General features: G+C 70.0%; 14 protein-coding genes. 10 read left to right on the top strand and 4 right to left on the bottom strand.

Annotated elements, in window-relative coordinates:
- The first annotated feature begins 17 nt into the window (after nt 1–17).
- From KIK05_RS29805 to KIK05_RS29770, 8 genes are all read left to right on the top strand, one after another.
- Nucleotides 18–161, top strand: coding sequence for a hypothetical protein (locus KIK05_RS29805; protein WP_214414204.1), 144 nt, complete (start codon nt 18–20; stop codon nt 159–161).
- Between the two features lie 534 nt (nt 162–695).
- Nucleotides 696–2,480, top strand: coding sequence for a right-handed parallel beta-helix repeat-containing protein (locus KIK05_RS29800; RefSeq protein WP_214414203.1), 1,785 nt, complete (start codon nt 696–698; stop codon nt 2,478–2,480).
- A gap of 636 nt (nt 2,481–3,116) precedes the next feature.
- On the top strand, nt 3,117–3,611 hold the full coding sequence (locus tag KIK05_RS29795; RefSeq protein WP_214414202.1) for an SRPBCC family protein: 495 nt from the start codon (nt 3,117–3,119) through the stop codon (nt 3,609–3,611).
- Between the two features lie 248 nt (nt 3,612–3,859).
- Nucleotides 3,860–4,819: a sensor histidine kinase gene (locus KIK05_RS29790; RefSeq protein ID WP_214414201.1), complete on the top strand. Its 960-nt coding sequence runs from the start codon at nt 3,860–3,862 to the stop codon at nt 4,817–4,819.
- The gene (locus KIK05_RS29785) at nt 4,816–6,015 is read left to right on the top strand and encodes a sensor histidine kinase (RefSeq protein ID WP_214414200.1); all 1,200 of its coding nucleotides are present in this window, start codon (nt 4,816–4,818) and stop codon (nt 6,013–6,015) included. Before KIK05_RS29790 ends, KIK05_RS29785 begins: the two co-directional genes overlap by 4 nt.
- Nucleotides 6,012–6,617: a response regulator transcription factor gene (locus tag KIK05_RS29780; protein ID WP_214414199.1), complete on the top strand. Its 606-nt coding sequence runs from the start codon at nt 6,012–6,014 to the stop codon at nt 6,615–6,617. The genes KIK05_RS29785 and KIK05_RS29780 overlap by 4 nt, the downstream gene beginning before the upstream one ends.
- A gap of 238 nt (nt 6,618–6,855) precedes the next feature.
- Nucleotides 6,856–8,655: a CocE/NonD family hydrolase gene (locus KIK05_RS29775; protein WP_214414198.1), complete on the top strand. Its 1,800-nt coding sequence runs from the start codon at nt 6,856–6,858 to the stop codon at nt 8,653–8,655.
- A 194-nt stretch (nt 8,656–8,849) separates the two neighbouring features.
- Entirely contained in the window at nt 8,850–9,923 is a 1,074-nt protein-coding gene (locus KIK05_RS29770; RefSeq protein WP_214414197.1) for a Gfo/Idh/MocA family protein, read from the top strand.
- A 276-nt stretch (nt 9,924–10,199) separates the two neighbouring features.
- On the opposite strand, the gene KIK05_RS29765 is transcribed toward KIK05_RS29770, so the two are convergent.
- The 3 genes from KIK05_RS29765 to KIK05_RS29755 all read right to left on the bottom strand — a co-directional run bounded on the left by KIK05_RS29765 (nt 10,200) and on the right by KIK05_RS29755 (nt 12,851).
- A complete protein-coding gene (locus KIK05_RS29765) occupies nt 10,200–10,727 on the bottom strand; it encodes a hypothetical protein (protein ID WP_214414196.1) in 528 nt (175 codons plus the stop codon).
- A 119-nt stretch (nt 10,728–10,846) separates the two neighbouring features.
- Entirely contained in the window at nt 10,847–11,557 is a 711-nt protein-coding gene (locus tag KIK05_RS29760; RefSeq protein WP_214414195.1) for an RICIN domain-containing protein, read from the bottom strand.
- A 142-nt stretch (nt 11,558–11,699) separates the two neighbouring features.
- Nucleotides 11,700–12,851: an epoxide hydrolase family protein gene (locus KIK05_RS29755; RefSeq protein WP_214414194.1), complete on the bottom strand. Its 1,152-nt coding sequence runs from the start codon at nt 12,849–12,851 to the stop codon at nt 11,700–11,702.
- Nucleotides 12,852–12,914: 63 nt separating this feature from the next.
- Here KIK05_RS29755 and KIK05_RS29750 point away from each other — a divergent pair, with 63 nt between their 5' ends.
- Nucleotides 12,915–13,892 carry a helix-turn-helix transcriptional regulator gene (locus tag KIK05_RS29750; RefSeq protein WP_214414193.1) on the top strand — a complete coding sequence of 326 codons (978 nt, stop codon included), beginning with the start codon at nt 12,915–12,917 and terminating at the stop codon, nt 13,890–13,892.
- 299 nt (nt 13,893–14,191) lie between these two features.
- Complete coding sequence (locus KIK05_RS29745) at nt 14,192–14,845, top strand: maleylpyruvate isomerase family mycothiol-dependent enzyme (RefSeq protein ID WP_214414192.1); 654 nt, start codon at nt 14,192–14,194, stop codon at nt 14,843–14,845.
- Nucleotides 14,846–14,981: 136 nt separating this feature from the next.
- Here KIK05_RS29745 and KIK05_RS29740 read toward each other — a convergent pair whose 3' ends face one another.
- A complete protein-coding gene (locus tag KIK05_RS29740) occupies nt 14,982–15,518 on the bottom strand; it encodes a maleylpyruvate isomerase family mycothiol-dependent enzyme (RefSeq protein WP_214414191.1) in 537 nt (178 codons plus the stop codon).
- Nucleotides 15,519–15,529: the final 11 nt, after the last annotated feature.

Below are 15,529 nucleotides of genomic sequence, written 5' to 3'. Positions count from 1 at the left end.
ACGACGGAGCAGACCTCATGAACGAGCTGACCGACCTGACCGAACTGCGCGACAAGCGCACCCCACGGTGGACCGCCTCGCCCCCGCCCGTACCGCCCTCCTGGCCGAAGCCCGCACGAAGCGGCGGTCCCGGGCCCGAAGGGCGGGCCTGCGGCGTGTGATGCTGGCGAGCGGCCTGGTCGCGGCGATGACCGCAGGAGCGATCGCCGTTCAGACGTTCAAGCCCGCCACGCCCGCGAGCGCCGCCGAGGTCCTGAGGCTGGCGGCCGAGGCCGCGATCGCCACCCCGTGGCCGGAACCCCGCGACGACGTGATGTCTGTCGCTGTTCCTGATCAGCAGGACGCCGGCATCGGCCCTGAAGTACTCTCTCAGCATTTGATCTTGAGGGTAGGCGCGACCCCTGGCTACATCGGCGAGGGTCGGCGGTCGAGTGCGCCCAAGGCTGGTCAAAACCTGAAGGAGAACAGGAATGCGAAGAACCTGGCCGGTGGCGCTGGTGGCCCTCGCCACGGTTGTCATGGGCGGCGCGACGCCTGCGAGTGGCGACGCGGTCGATCGGGCAACCGATTCGACGACGGCAACGGCAACGGCAACGGCAGCGGCAACGGCAGCGGTCTGCGGCAGCTCGTCGCTGAACGGCCCGACCACACCGCCCTCCGGCGCGGTCGTGGTCCCCGCGGGCGACAACAGCGGTGTGAACTTACGTCAGGCGAACACCACGTACTACTTCGAGACCGGCACACACACGCTGGGCACCGACCAGTACGCCCAGATCATGCCCGGCAACGGCGCGACGTTCATCGGCGCGCCCGGCGCGGTACTGGACGGGCAGCGGCTGAACCGGTTCGCGTTCACCCAGCAGGCGACCGGCGTCACGATCCGGTACCTGACCATCACCGGATTCGTCGCGCCGCACGATCAGGGTGTGGTCAACCACGACTCCGGCGACGGCTGGGTCGTGGAGCACAACACGATCCGCGACAACGCCGGCGCGGGGCTGATGGCCGGGGCCTCGAACAAGATCCGCGGCAACTGCTTCAAGGACAACGGTCAGTACGGCCTGAACGCGTACAAGTCCGGCAACACCATCACCGGCCTGGTCGTGGCGGACAACGAGTTCACCGGCAACAACACCGAGGACTGGGAGCACCAGATCCCTGGGTGCGGATGTACGGGTGGCATGAAGTTCTGGGCGGTGAACGGTGCCGACGTGACCGGCAACTGGGTCCACGGCAACCACGGGCCGGGCGTCTGGGCGGACACCAACAACAACGACTTCCTCATCGAGGACAACCTCATCGAGGGCAACGACTCGCTCGCGATCTTCTACGAGATCAGCTACAACGCCGTGATCCGGAACAACACCATCCGCGGCAACGCCTGGGCCTCCGGTGCCGAGCGGGCGGCGAAGGGCGATCCGTTCCCCGAAGCGGCGATCTACCTGTCCGAGGCGGATGGCGAGCCCCGCCTGAAAGCGCGGACCAGCAAGATCGAGATCACCGGCAACCTGCTCGAGAACAACTGGGGCGGGATCACCGCGTGGGCGAACGCCGACCGGTTCTGCAACAGCCCGGCCTCGACGACCGGCGACTGCACGCTGATCGTCGGACCGACCAACACCTCACAGTGCTCGGCTCCCGCCATCGCAAGCGAGCCGCTCTACACCAACTGCCGCTGGTGGACGAAGAACGTCGACATCCACCACAACACGTTCGCCTTCGACCCCAGTGCCGTCAACGGGGGCTGCCCGACGCAGTACTGCGGGCACATGGCCCTGCTGTCCAACTGGGGTACCTACCCGGACTGGTCCCCGTACAAGGGCGCCGTGATCCAGCAGTCGATCGTCCACGGGTCGAACAACTCCTGGCACGACAACACCTACACAGGACCGTGGCAGTTCAGGGTCACCGACATGGGCAATCGCATCCTGCCCGGGCAGTGGGTCGGCCCCCAGTACGGCCAGGACGCCGGCAGCACGTTCGACGGCGGCACGCCCGTCCCGCCGGCGATCGTCGAGCAGGACTTCGAGTCCGGTTCGTCGGTCTCGCCCTACGCCCCGTGGTACGGGGCCGGTCTGGCGCACCAGACCGGCGGCGCGCACGGTGGCACAGGCTCGCTGCAGATGACCAGCACCCAGGCGTTCGGCAGCGCGGTGGCGCTTGACAACTTCCCCGGATACAGCGGTGTGGTCGCCGGTACGAGCTACCACGTGTCGCTGTGGTACCGGGAGGCCGTGGCGCCCATGCCCGCCGTGACGTGGAACGTGCGGTGGCGTGACGAGTCCGGCACGGTGCTGCGTACCGACGCCGTCTCCCTGGCCCAGAAGACCGCCTGGACCGAAGCAGCCGGCACGTTCACCGCGCCCGCGGGCACGACCCGCGTCGACTGGACCTTCGTCTGGAACGCGAGCACCGCCGGACCCGCGTTCCAGATCGATGATGTGGCGATCCGTCCCGCGAAGCTCACGCAGAAGACCTGAAGAACATACGGCGCTCCGCCCGTCTTCCTGGCACGCTACGCGCGGCAGAGCGGCTGTGACACGGACTCCCGTGTGACAGCCGCTCTCTGCTGGGAGCATCAACCCCCGAGAAGGCTCTGCAGGACGTCCGAACCCCTCGAACCCACGGGTCCGGGGGGTTCGTCTTTCTGGGGTTCGCCTGCGTCCGTTGATCGCGCGGTCGCCTGCGACGAACCGCCGCGTCACTCCCGGGCCGCCCGAGCGCGTGACGATACCGGCGAGCCACGGCGCCGATGGCGTACCCCGTTTCGCCTGCCCCGGCGCGACTCCGACCCGCCGGACGCCGAGAGCGTGAGCCGGCGATCCGCCGGGTGCAGGCGCAGCAGGTCCGCACGGAACGGCGCGTGGCCGCCGCGCCCGACACCGGCCGTCCCGTCGCTCCACCACCGCTGCTGCGCTGGATCACCGCCATACCGGGCATCCGGGCCCGCGCCGCCAAGGCCAACGCCTACGGCCCCTTTCCTCCCGACTACCGCTGCCGTTCTCCTTGCCCGTCCGTGCAAAATACACGGGGCGCTAAGTGACATCTGTATCTGTTTGTCCGGGCGGTCCGGGGTGCAGGGTAGGGGGTCATCACCCACTTGACAGGAGCAGACCATGACACTGGCCCACGAGGGCGTGCGGATCACGCGTACCTACCCGACCACCGCCGAGCACGTCTGGCGGTTGTGGACCACGCCCGAGGGCATCGCCTCCTGGTGGTCGCCGGACGGCTTCACCGTCGAGGTCGGCACGCTCGACCTGCGGCCCGGCGGCGACCTCATCTACACGATGACCGCCACGGCCCCGGAACAGATCGCGTTCATGGAGAGCCACGGGCTGCCGCTGAGCACGGAATCCCGCAAGAAGTTCGTCGAGGTGTCGGAGCCGGGCAGGCTCTCCTACACCTCGCTCGCCGACTTCATCCCCGGCGTGGCCCCGTACGACTTCCTGACCGTGGTCGAGCTCGAGACCGTCGAGGACGGCGTCCGTGTCACGATGACGGCGGACGCGATGCACGATGAGGAGTGGACCCAGCGGCTGGCCGCCGGCCGCGCCAACGAGCTCGACAACCTCGGCCGCGTGATCGGCACCGGCGAGGTGAACTCCTAGGCCATGGCCAAGGAGCATCAGGTCACGCGACCTGCTCCCGCCGTACACGCTGACCGGCTGAACCGACCATGACCCTCCCACTCTCCCCGGCCAGGCCGCCGCTGGTGGTCGCCGCTCGAGCGGGTCGCCTAACCTGGTCAGCCAGGGCACGGGGACGGGGGGCGGTTCGGCTGGCGGCATTCTGGCGATCCGGCCACGTCGTCCGGCTGGCTCCGGTCGGCGCGGTCGCCTGCAGCGGCCTGCTGCCCTTGCTGCAGGTCGCGCTGGCGTTCAGCTATCTGGGCAACGACATCCGCACCGGACTGTGGAGCCTCGCGGCGACCGTGGTGTACCTGCCTCTGCACCTGCGCCACGTCTGGTACGCGGGACACGCCACCCGCCCCCTGTTCGGCCACTGGACATTCGCGGCGATGGCCGTCGTCATCCTCGCCGTCACTCCACTGGCCGGGAACATGTGGCCCCGCGCCTACGCGAGCCTCGCCGTTTCGGCCGTCCTGGTCCTTCCCGGCCCGTGGGCATTCGTCGCGTATCTGTCGCTGGTGATCACGGCGGCGCCCGCCTCCCTGCTGCTGGGCCTGCCATGGAACGCCGCGCCGTGGCTCACCCTCTCGGCGCTCTGCGGCAGCGGGGCCGTACTCCTGCTCGTCTGGCTCTCCGCCGCCCTCGTCCGCCTGCAGTCGACCAGAGAGGTGCTCGCCCAGCGGGCGGTCGCGCAGGAGCGGCGCCGCATGGACGACGACCTCCACCGTACGCTCGGCACTGCCCTGGAGTCCCTCGCGGCCCGCGGCGCACGCGCCGCCGACCTGCTGAGGAGCCCGCTCGGCAAGCAGGATGATCTGGTGGCGGAGCTGGCCGGGCTCGCCGACGATTCCCGGCGTGCACTCGCCGAGGCCAGGCAGCGGGTACGCGGCTACCGCCAGCCGTCCCTTCGGGCCGAACTCGACACGGCCGCCACCCTGCTCTCCGCGGCCGGCATCGAGACCCGCCTGCGGCTGCCCCGCACGGGCATCCCGGACACGATCGCACCGCAGCCTCGGGCGGCCCTGCGCGCGACGGTCACCCGCCTGCTGCGCACCGACGGGGTGAGCGCCTGCACGATCACGGCGACCGTCCTGACCAGCGGCGTGCGCCTGGACGTGCGCGCCGACGACACGACCGAAACCATCGACGTGCAGCCCCACATCCACACGTCCGAGCTCCGCCCATGACCCCGCCGATCGCGCCGCGGTGGGTCGTGCGCCACCCCCTCTGGCCGCTGATCGCCCTGCACGTCCTGCTGGCCGTACAGGTCCCCGTCTACACGACCCTCGGCATGGACGGCCCGGTCGGCGACCCGGTCGCCGCCACCGTCGCCTTCGCCTTGGTCCTGTGCCTGAGCCTGCGACACGGCCTGGCCGCCGCCAGGGGCGAGCGCCCGTCGGGCTGGCCCTGGACCCTGGCGGCGCTCGCCATCCTCGCCAACGTCCCGCTGTGGTGGCTCGGCTCGAACTGGCAAGCCTTCACCGCCTTCGCCCTCGCCTCGATCGTGATGCTGCTACGCGGCCGTCTGATGCTGATCGCGGCGACCGTGCAGCTCCTGCACAACCCGGTGAAGGAGGTGATCGCCATGGTGCGCGACGGCGCCCACACCATCCCCCAGGCCCTCCTTCTGGGTGCGTACGCTCTCTTCGTCCTCATCCTGTACGCCGGCACGCTGGTCGGCGGCGCCCGCCTGGTCCGGCTGCTGAACGAGTTGGAGGCCACCCGCACCGAGCCGGCCGTCACCGCTGTCGGCGAGGAACGCATCCGCGTCTCCCGCGACCTGCACGACCTGCTCGGCCAGAGCCTGTCGGCCATCTCCCTCAAGGGCGACCTGGCCCTCCGCCTGCTCGCGAAAGACACCGCCGCCGCCCGCGCCGAGATCGAGAGCCTGACCGGCGTCGCCAGGGACGCGCTGCGGGACGTCCGCGCGATCACCCGCGATGAGCACTTCGTATCGCTGCGCACCGAGATCGACGGCGCCGCGGCCCTGCTCGGCGCCGCCGGTGTCGACACCCGTCTGGACGTGGCCGACCTGCCGGCCCTGTCCGGACCTGCCCGGAACGCCCTGGCCTGGGCGATCCGCGAAGGCACCACCAACCTGCTACGTCACAGCGACGCCCGCGCCTGTACCATCACCGTCACCCGCCGGCAGGGCACGGTACGACTGGAGATCGTCAACGACGGCGCCCGGCTTCCTTCGGCGTCCAGATTCACAGGACCACCCGGACGCACCGGAGCAGCCGACCCACCCCACCTCATCCGGCCGGGCACAGGGCTCTCCGGGCTGGCCGAGCGCACCCGTGCCGCCTCCGGCACGTGGGTCACCACCGCCCACGACGGCCTGTTCACGCTGTCGGTGGAAGTCCCCGAGGAGGTCGCATGATCCGCGTGCTGATCGCCGAGGACATGCACATGATCCGGTCAGCCCTGGTCGCCCTGCTGTCGCTGGAGGACGACATGGAGGTCGTCGCCGAGATCGGACGCGGCGACGAGGTCCTCGCCACCGCCCTCCGCGTCCACCCCGACGTAGCCGTCCTCGACATCGACATGCCCGGCCTGGACGGCCTCTCCGCCGCCGGACAACTGTCCGCCCACCTCCCCGCCTGCCGCACCCTCGTCCTCACCGGCCTCAGCCAGCCCGGCAACCTCCTCCGCGCCCTGAAAGTCCACGTCAGAGGCTTCATCGTCAAGGACGCCCCCGCCCACACCCTCACCGACGGCATCCGCCGCATAGCCCGCGGCGAACGCGTCATCGACCCCGAACTCGTCGCCGCCGCCCTGGAAACCGGCAGCAGCCCGCTCACCCCTCGCGAGACCGAGGTCCTGCGCGCCGCCGCCACCGGCATCCGCGTCGCCCAGATCGCCACCGATCTCTCGCTGTCACAGGCCACCGTACGCAACTACCTTTCGAACGCGATCAGCAAGGTCGGCGCCCGCAACCGCATCGACGCCATCCGCATCTCCCGCGACGCCGGCTGGCTCTGAACCCGTCCTACTCCTGCCGCCGCTGTCCGGCAGCTTGAATGCCGCAGGGTGACGGAGCAGCCGAGGAGGCTCATAGCGCGGCGGAGTCATCCCGATTTACGGAAATCCTCAATCGCGTGCATGGTTCTCATCGTCGATCGATCTCTTCCTCGGTCGATTTTCGGCAAAAGGTCAAGTAGCGACAATTCTCGCGAAAATCGTTACTCTCCCATGGCAGCCAATGATCACGGGAGTGTCCATGAACATTCGCGGGAAGGCGTCGGCCGCCGCGGCGGCCGGTTTACTGGTCACCATCACCACCCTCGCCGCCGGCGGATCGCCCGCGGCCGCCCGGTCCGGAGCGGCGTCCGGGGCCCCGGTCACGCACGAGGAGAACCCGCGGGTACCTGAGGGCGCCGCGTGGACGGAGGCGTACTTCCCGTCCTCGGACGGCAGCGGCGTCGAGCTGCACGCCGACGTCCTGCGCCCGGCTCACCTGCCACCCGAAGCCAGGACACCGGTGATCGTCTCGGTGGGCCCCTACTTCGCGCACGCCGGGCAAACCGGCTCCGAGGGGTGGGACCGGGTCGGACCGTCGGCGCGCTTCCAGGACTTCGTCAAGGGCGCCGGCCTGATGGCGCGCGGCTACACGTTCGTAATGGTCGACCTGCGCGGCTTCGGCGGCAGCACCGGATGCCTGGACTGGGTCGGCCCGGGCGAGCAGGCGGACGTCCGGGCCGCCATCGAGTGGGCGGCGGTCCAGCCCTGGTCGACCGGCAAGGTCGGCATGTACGGCAAGTCCTACGACGCCGTCACCGGGTTGGTGGGCAACAACCTCAAGCTGCCAAGCCTCAAGGCGGTGGTCGCGCAGGAGCCTGTCTGGGACATGTACAACTACTTGTTCAGCAACAAGGTTCCGCGCCCCAATGTCACGGGCACGCCGATGGCGTACAACTCGATCGCGACGATCCCTCCCATGGCTGACGACAGCGACCGGTACAAGGCGAACGCGGAGTACGAGACGAGCCATCCGAAGTGCCTGAGCGACAACCTCAGCAACAACAACGACCCCGACCCGCACTCCGCGTACTGGAGGGCCCGCGACCTGGCCGCCCACGCGGCCGGCACCAGCACTCCGTTGCTGGTGACCCAGGGGTTCATCGAGCCCAACACCAAGCCTGAGGACATGGAGGTGTATCTCGGCAACCATCGGGGCCGGGAACGCGGTTGGCTCGGCCAGTGGGAGCACGTGCGGGGCAACGACACCAACGCCGACGGCCGGCTGCTGCAGGGTCGCGCCGGCTGGTTCGACGAGGTGATGCGGTTCTACGACCAGTACCTGCGCGGCATCGCACCGTCGGTGACCGACCCGGCGTACGCCATCGAGGACAGCCTCGGCCACTGGCGCGCCCAGAGGACCTGGCCGGTGACCACGACGTCGTACGACGCCCGGCTCTCCTCGGGGCGGTACGTCGACGACGGCGGTGCCCCGACGGCCGCTTCCCCGGCCGGTCGTGGCGGTTGGGACATGGAGCGAGCGCCGCGGCTCGAACCGCTGTCCGGCACCGAGAAGAACGCGGCCAAGCGGGGTGACGCCGCCGACACCGGCTTCTGGACCTGGTCGACGCCCGCGGCCCAGGACCTCCGCCTCACCGGTACGCCGAGGATCAGGCTCAACGCGAGTACGAGCGGGAATGTGATGGTTCGCCTGTGGGACGTCGCTCCGGACGGCACGGCGACGATGTTCGACGAGAACGTCGCCCTGCTGGAGCGCGGAGGGCCGATCTCGTTCGACCTGAAGTCGACCGACTGGACCTTCGCACGGGGGCACCGGCTGGGGGTCCAGATCGGGACCATCGACTCCGGCCGCTGGCTGGCCGTGCCCTCCGGCCACGCGATCACGGTCTCCGGCGCACGGCTGGGCCTGGACGTGCAGGCGCCGAGGTCGGACGTGCCGACGCAAGGTGACCGCTCGCCGTACTTGGACCAGTACCTCTCGGCGAACACCGTCACGCTCGGCAACGTCGGACCTGGCAGCTTCCCCTTGAGGCTCTGGTAGGGCTGACAAGCGGCCGTGGGTAGGTGGCGACTCCCGAAGCGCCCCTTATGTCCGCTTTAGGTGGCGTGAGGAATTCTGGCCGGGCAGCGTCACCCCCACGGCCCGCACTCCGAAACGCGAACGGCGAAAGCCGGCGCTGACCGCGCCTGCCCGCAAGAGCGTTCTGCGCCCATCTCGTTCCCGATAGGAGTCTTATGTCGCAGCCCCTGCCGACCGGCGGGCACGAGCATGACGGATCACGCGCAGGGGTGCTGCCCGCGCCGCGCACGCCATCGCCCGAGGCCGCGCCCGGCTTGAACTGGGGCGTGATCGCGCCGGGCGGAATCGCCGCGTCCTTCGCCGACGCGCTGCACACGCACACCAGGCAGCGCGTGGTGGCCGTAGGGTCACGCGACGCGCAGCGGGCCCGTGCCTTCGCCGACCGGTTCGGGATATCTGCGGCATACGGCAGCTATGCCGAACTTCTCGCCGACAGCCGCGTGGACATCGTCTACGTGGCATCACCGCACTCTGCCCACTTCACCCATGCGATGCAGGCGATCGAGGCCGGACGGCACGTCCTCGTCGAAAAGGCCTTCACCCGCAACGCCCACGAGGCCGAGCAACTGATCGAGGCCGCGGGCAAACGGGGCGTGTTCCTCATGGAGGCGATGTGGACGCGGTTCCTGCCCCACGTTGACGTCGTCCGGCAGGTGCTCGCCTCCCGCCTGCTCGGTGAGGTACGAGTGGTCACCGCCGACCACGGTCAGTTCATGGTGCCGGACGCGACCCACCGCCTGTACGCGCCCGAGCTGGCGGGCGGTGCGCTTCTGGACCTCGGCGTCTACCCGGTGTCGTTCGCATCGATGGTGCTCGGCCCCTTCGCGTCGATGACCGCCGTCGGCACCAAGGCGTTCACCGGCGTCGACGGACAAGCCTCGATCCTCGTCACCAATGAGGCCGGGGCGCACGGCGTCCTGAACACCACGCTGTTCGCACGCACGCCGACGACGGCGTCGGTGTCGGGAACGCTGGCCCGCCTGGAGATCGAGGGCGAGTTCTACGCGCCCGCGACGGTCCGGCTGATCAGCCGCGAGGGTGAACTGCTGGACACCTTCGTCCCCGAACGGCGCGAGGGCGGACTGTGTTACGAGGCCGCCGAAGCGGCACGGTGCGTCGCCGCCGGACGTTCGGAGTCGGACCTGATGCCGCTCGCCGAGACACTACGGATCATGCGCTCCCTGGATGAGATCCGCCGCAGCCTGGACGTCGTCTTCCCCGGCGAATGACGGCCCCCCGCCGCACCTCAGCAGGCGGACGATTCCTCGACGACCTCGGCGGCCGGCTCGGTCGCGGCCAGTGGTCATTGCCTGGGCAGGGCAAAGACCACTGGCCGGATACCAGGGAACTCCGATCAGTGAGGATGGCGAGACCCGGCAGCCCCGTGACGACGCCGGCCAGGGACGCACACGTGCGAAAGGCCTAGCAGAAGCCCAGCCGAACGTGCGATGCGAGTGATCCGCCCCGGCCATGGCGGTTCCATCCGTTCCTGGCGGCCGTTTCGTTCAGGGTCCTTCGCTCCAGATGTACCACGGGCCCGTGAAGTGGTCGTACCTCCCCTCTTCTGGCCTCAGTGCCCGATCAGGGATGTAGGCGAAGCCGTACCTCTTCCAATTCATCGTGGTCGAGGTGACCATGAACCTCGCGCCACCTGGGATCTTCTCCACGTCGTTCACCCAGTAGAGGCCCCACCATCGATCGCTGACATAGTCACCGCGCACCGACCGGGCGTAGCGCTCCAGTGTCGGCTCCGACAGAGCGAAGCGCGCGTGAAAGGGGACGTCGGTCTCGACCAGCACAACGGTGCCCAGCACGAGTGCGAGCGGGATGAACATCCAGGGGGCCCACCCCCGCCGGCCCGGTCCCGGGCCCAGCATCCACGCCCAGGTGATGGCGAGGGCCAGCCAGTACAGCGCCAATGCCAGTGCCCAGTAGGACAGGCCGGGAGTGCTCACCTCCAAGAGCGTCAGGAGCGAGGCGAGCCCGATGGCCGGGGTGAAGAGCAGGGCGAGGGGGGTGCGAGTCAGGCGCATGGGGCGATCCTTCCCCACACCAGGGCCGAACGCATGACCCCACTCGACCTGCTGGCCTTCGCCCGGGCGCATCTCGCCGACGAGGACGGCGGTGCGCACACGCCAAGGGGGCGGGAGTCTCAGAGGTGCCAGGGCGCGTCGTTGGGGGCGATGCGCCACAGGCGGTCGGAGCTGGGGTAGGCGGTGTCCAGGTGCAGGGTGTCCCAGCTGCCGTCGTTGTACCTGTTCAGCTTCATGGCCAGGTTCTTGTTGACCTTCGGTCGCCAGATCCACCAGCCGGTGTACTTCCCGTCGACCCTCTCGCCCTGCAGGATCCACTTTTGCAGGTCGGATCCGTCGCAGGTCTTGACGATGATGGTGGTGCCGCGCTGGGGGGCGGCGGCCGCGGGCTGCAGGCACTTGTTGGCGGCCTGGTTCTTCAGCACGGTGGTCCAGGTGCCGGTCTCGTCGGCCTGCCAGGTGGAGTCGCTCTCCCACACCTCGGTGCGGTAGTTCCATGCGGGGTCGCGCAGGGTGATGGCGGTCGCCCCCTCGGCGGTGCTGTCGCCGTACAGGGCCAGCCGGCCTCCGCTGGTCTTGTTGATGACGTCTTGGTCGCGGGCAGGCGCGGCCGAGGCCGCCGGTCCAAGCGTGAGGGTGCCGGTCAGGCAGGTGGTGAGCGCGAGTGCGGCGGTGGCGGCGGTCCTGATGCGCACGGGGAGTCCCTTTCGTTGCGGGTGACCGGTCGGTTGGCAGGTGCGGGGCGCGAGGGGGGCAGCCGAATTGGGCAGCGGCTGCTCGGGGCGGGTGCGGGCGATGGCGGCCAGGATGCGCCGCATTGGGACGGTCATGGTCCTCCAACCCGAAACATCGATTACAGAAAGTCGCAAAGAGCGACTCTAAGTAATCAGACTCGACAGGCGGATGTCACTACCGGCACGGTGACATCCGCCTGTCCCTTCCCTCTCTGTGACCCCAGCCCCTGCCGTTCGGTCAGCCCACGGTCCGGAAGAACACCCGGAGGTCGGCGATCATCAGGTCGGGGGTCTCCAGGGCCGCGAAGTGACCGCCCCGCTCGAACTCCGACCAGCGCACCACGTTGTGCGCCTGGTCGGCCAGGGGGCGGATCGAGAAGTCCGTGGGGAACACCGCGACCGCGGTCGGCACCGTCCCGCGCTCCTTCGGCGCCCACATGCTGAAGTCGTTGAACCGCTCGTAGTAGGTGTGCGCCGCCGAGCCCGCGGTGCCGGTGAACCAGTAGATGCTCACGTCCGCCAGGATCCGGTCCCGGTCCACCGCGTCCTCGGGGAGCTTGGCGGACGGGTCCGTCCAGTCCTTGAACTTCTCCACGATCCAGGCGAGCTGGCCGGCGGGGGAGTCGTGCAGCGCGGCGGCGACCGTTTGCGGGCGCGTGCCCTGGACCTGCATGTACGCGCCCAGCTTCTCCTGCCATTCCTTCATCCCGGCCAGCCGCCCACGCTCGGCCTCGTTCAGCGAACCCATGATCGCCGGATCGCCGTTGGGGAACGTGAGCAGGCCGTTGACATGCACGCCGATGACACTGTCCGGCGCGGCGCGTCCCACCAGCGGAGCGATGAACGCGCCGACGTCGCCACCCTGCACGCCGTACCGGTCGTAGCCGAGTCTGGACATCAGCTCCGCCAGCGCCGCGGCGGTGCGGCCGTCCGTCCAGCCGGGGCCGGGCAGCGGGCCGGAGAAGCCGTACCCCGGCAGCGACGGGATCACCAGGTGGAAGGCGTCGGCGGCCTCGCCGCCGTGGGCCACGGGGTCGGTGAGCGGGCCGATGAGGTCGAGGAACTCGACGACCGAGCCGGGCCAGCCGTGCAGCAGCAGGAGCGGCGTGGCGTCGGGCTCGGAGGAGCGCACGTGCAGGAAGTGCACCTGCGTGCCGTCCACGGTGGTGGTGAACTGCGGGTACGCGTTGAGCGCCGCCTCCTGGGCCTGCCAGTCGAAGCCGTCGGCCCAGTAGGTGGCGAGCTCCCGCAGGTAGCCGGTCGGCACGCCGCGCTCCCATCCGGTGCCGGGCAGCTCGGGGGCCCAGCGGGTGCGGCGCAGCCGCTCGTGCAGGTCGTCGAGGTCGGCTTGCGGGACATCGACGCGGTAGGGCTGGATCTCGTTCGTCATGTCCATCACGGTATGGGCCATTGGTGTCAGGTTCAGGCACCAATCGTGGCCACAATGGTGCCCATGTTGGAAACTTCCGCGCGGCTGCTGCGCCTGCTGTCGCTCCTGGAGGCGCGTACGGACTGGACCGGTGCCGAACTCGCCGACCGGCTGAAGGTCGGCCTGCGCACCGTGCGGCGCGACGTCGAACGGCTGCGCGAGCTGGGGTATCCGGTGGACGCCACTCCGGGTGTGACCGGCGGGTACCGGCTCGGGGTGGGGGCCGCGTTGCCGCCGCTGCTGCTCGACGACGAGGAGGCCGTGGCGGTGGCGATCAGCCTGCGTACGGCCGCGACGGGCAGCGTCGCCGGACTGGAGGAGGGGGCGGTGCGGGCGCTGGCCAAGCTCCAGCAGCTCCTGCCATCCCGGCTGCGGCACCGGGTGGAGGCGTTCCGCGCGGCGACCGTGGCGCTGCCCGGGGCGGCCGATCCGGAGGTCAGCGCCGATCTGCTGGCCTCGATCGCCGCCGCCTGCCGCGACCGGCGCCGGCTGCGGCTGCGCTACCGGGGGCGCGACGACGTCACCGCGCGCGAGGTCGAACCGCACCGGCTGGTGCACACCCCGCGGCGGTGGTACCTGGTGGCGTGGGACGTGGCCAAGGACGACTGGCGTACCTTCCGGGTCGACCGGATCGAGGAGCCGCTCGGGCCACCGGGAGCGCGCTTCACGCCGCGCATGCCGCCCGAGGAGGACGCGGCCGCCTACGTCTCGCACGCCATCACCTCGGCGCCGTACACCTACCAGGCCCGCGTCCTCTTCCACGCCCCGCTGGAGGCGGTGGCCCCGCGCACCTCGCCCGGCGCTGGACGGCTGGAGGCCGTGGACGCGCGCACCTGCCTGTTCACGGCCGGCTCCAACTCCCTGCGTGAGCTGGCGGTGCACGTGGCGGTGAAAGGGTTCGACTTCGAGGTGCTGGATCCGCCGGAGCTGGTCCCGGTGCTGCGCGAGGTCCGCGACCGCCTCGACCGGGCCGCGACCACGTCAGACCCGGGTTCCGGTTGAAGACCCCTTCACAAGCCCAGGCCCGACTCCAGATGTGCCGGCGCCTTGTCGACCTCGGCCGGGCCGTCCAGGCCGGAATCCTGTGCCCCCTGCACCCAGCCCTTCGCCACCACGCCGAAGGCGGCGCCGACCGCGTTCCGGATCCGCGGCGCATCCCGCCCTGTCCGCCACGATGGCGCGGACCTCGCTGTTCAGGGCCGGGCTTCCGCGATCGCGACGGGAACCCCGAAGGCAGGACCGGCGTACCAGGAGAGTTGAATGACCACACTGGTTTTCGGGTGCGCCGGCAGGAGGCTGGGATGGACCGGGATGAGATATGGCCGGCGATCGATCACGAGCGGTCCACTCTCGCGGACCTTCTTGACGACCTCTCCGACCAGGAATGGGAGGCCGCATCCCTGTGCTCGGGCTGGCGGGTGCGCGACGTCGCCGCCCACCTGACCCTTGCCCATATGGGTGTCGCGCAGGCGGCGCGTGAGCTGCTGAAGGCCCGGGGAGACATCAACCGCATGCTTCACGACACCGCCGTACGGCAAGCCGAGTTGCCCGTGCGCCAGATCAGCGCCCTGTTGCGGGGCATGGTGGGCTCCCGCAGGAAGGCGCCCGGCGGGCAGCCGCTCTTGGACATCCTCGTCCACGGGCAGGACATCGCCATCCCCCTCGGACGAGACCGCCCGATGCCGGTGCGGGCCGCGGCCTTCTCCGCAACCCGGATCTGGACCATGAAATGGCCCTTCACCATGGGGTGGTCCTTTCAGGCCCGTCAGGAGTTGAAGGGACTCGAGTTCGCGGCCACCGACTGTGCCTGGTCCGTGGGACAAGGACAGCGGGTCGAAGGGTCCATCGCGGCGATCCTCCTGTTGCTGAATGGGCGAAGTGCCGCCCTGACACGTCTGTCGGGCCCCGGCATGACCGAACTGCGTGCTCGCCTGCCACTGCCCACCCAGTCCTAGAGCGGGCTTGCCTGCCGTGCTTTGATCGGCTGAATTGTTCATGCGGCGACGTACCGGTCGCTCGCCTGCCCGCGCAGGTGCCCCGGCGGCAGCTTGCGGCCGAAGGCGACCAGGAGTAGGTCCTGAGCGGCCCCGCTCAGCGGGGCGCCGGTGCCGAAGGTCCAGTCCAGGTCGTCGGCGCGTAGCTGGACGCCGTCGAGGTCCGCGCCGAAGAACTTCGCCGTCCGGGGAGCGATGTGCTGCAGGAGGGGACGGAGGCGATCTTCGGGGACGCGGCGGTGGATGCCGAGGGCGACGGTGATGTCCGGCCGTGGACGACGTCGTGGCCCAGCGCCGCGGTGATGCCGCCGACCGGTGGCTTCCAGGGGTGATGGGCGTTGTCCCGGATCGCGCTGACCAGTTCGGCTGTGGGCATGGTGGCTGCGTCCTGGCGGGCACGCCGGTCGGCCATCCGGTTGACGTCACCCCGTGCCTTCACCAGCTCCAGCAGGATCTTGGGCAGCGGGTAACGGAATCCCAGGGACATGTGCGCGGCGACTTCGCGGACGCGCCAGCCGGCGCACAAGGTCGGCGCGTCCCAGGCGGCGGGCGGCAGGTCCTCCAGCATTTCCGCCAGGTCCCGGCGTTCGGCCGCGATCAGGGCCTTGATGTCCATGATGTGCTCTTCTTTCATGTGACGATGCT

It is taken from the genome of Sphaerisporangium fuscum (assembly GCF_018531465.1).
Classification (GTDB): Bacteria; Actinomycetota; Actinomycetes; order Streptosporangiales; family Streptosporangiaceae; genus Sphaerisporangium; species Sphaerisporangium fuscum.
The sequence above is the reverse complement of the archived record's forward strand: the minus strand, read 5'-3'. Positions and strand labels throughout refer to the sequence as shown.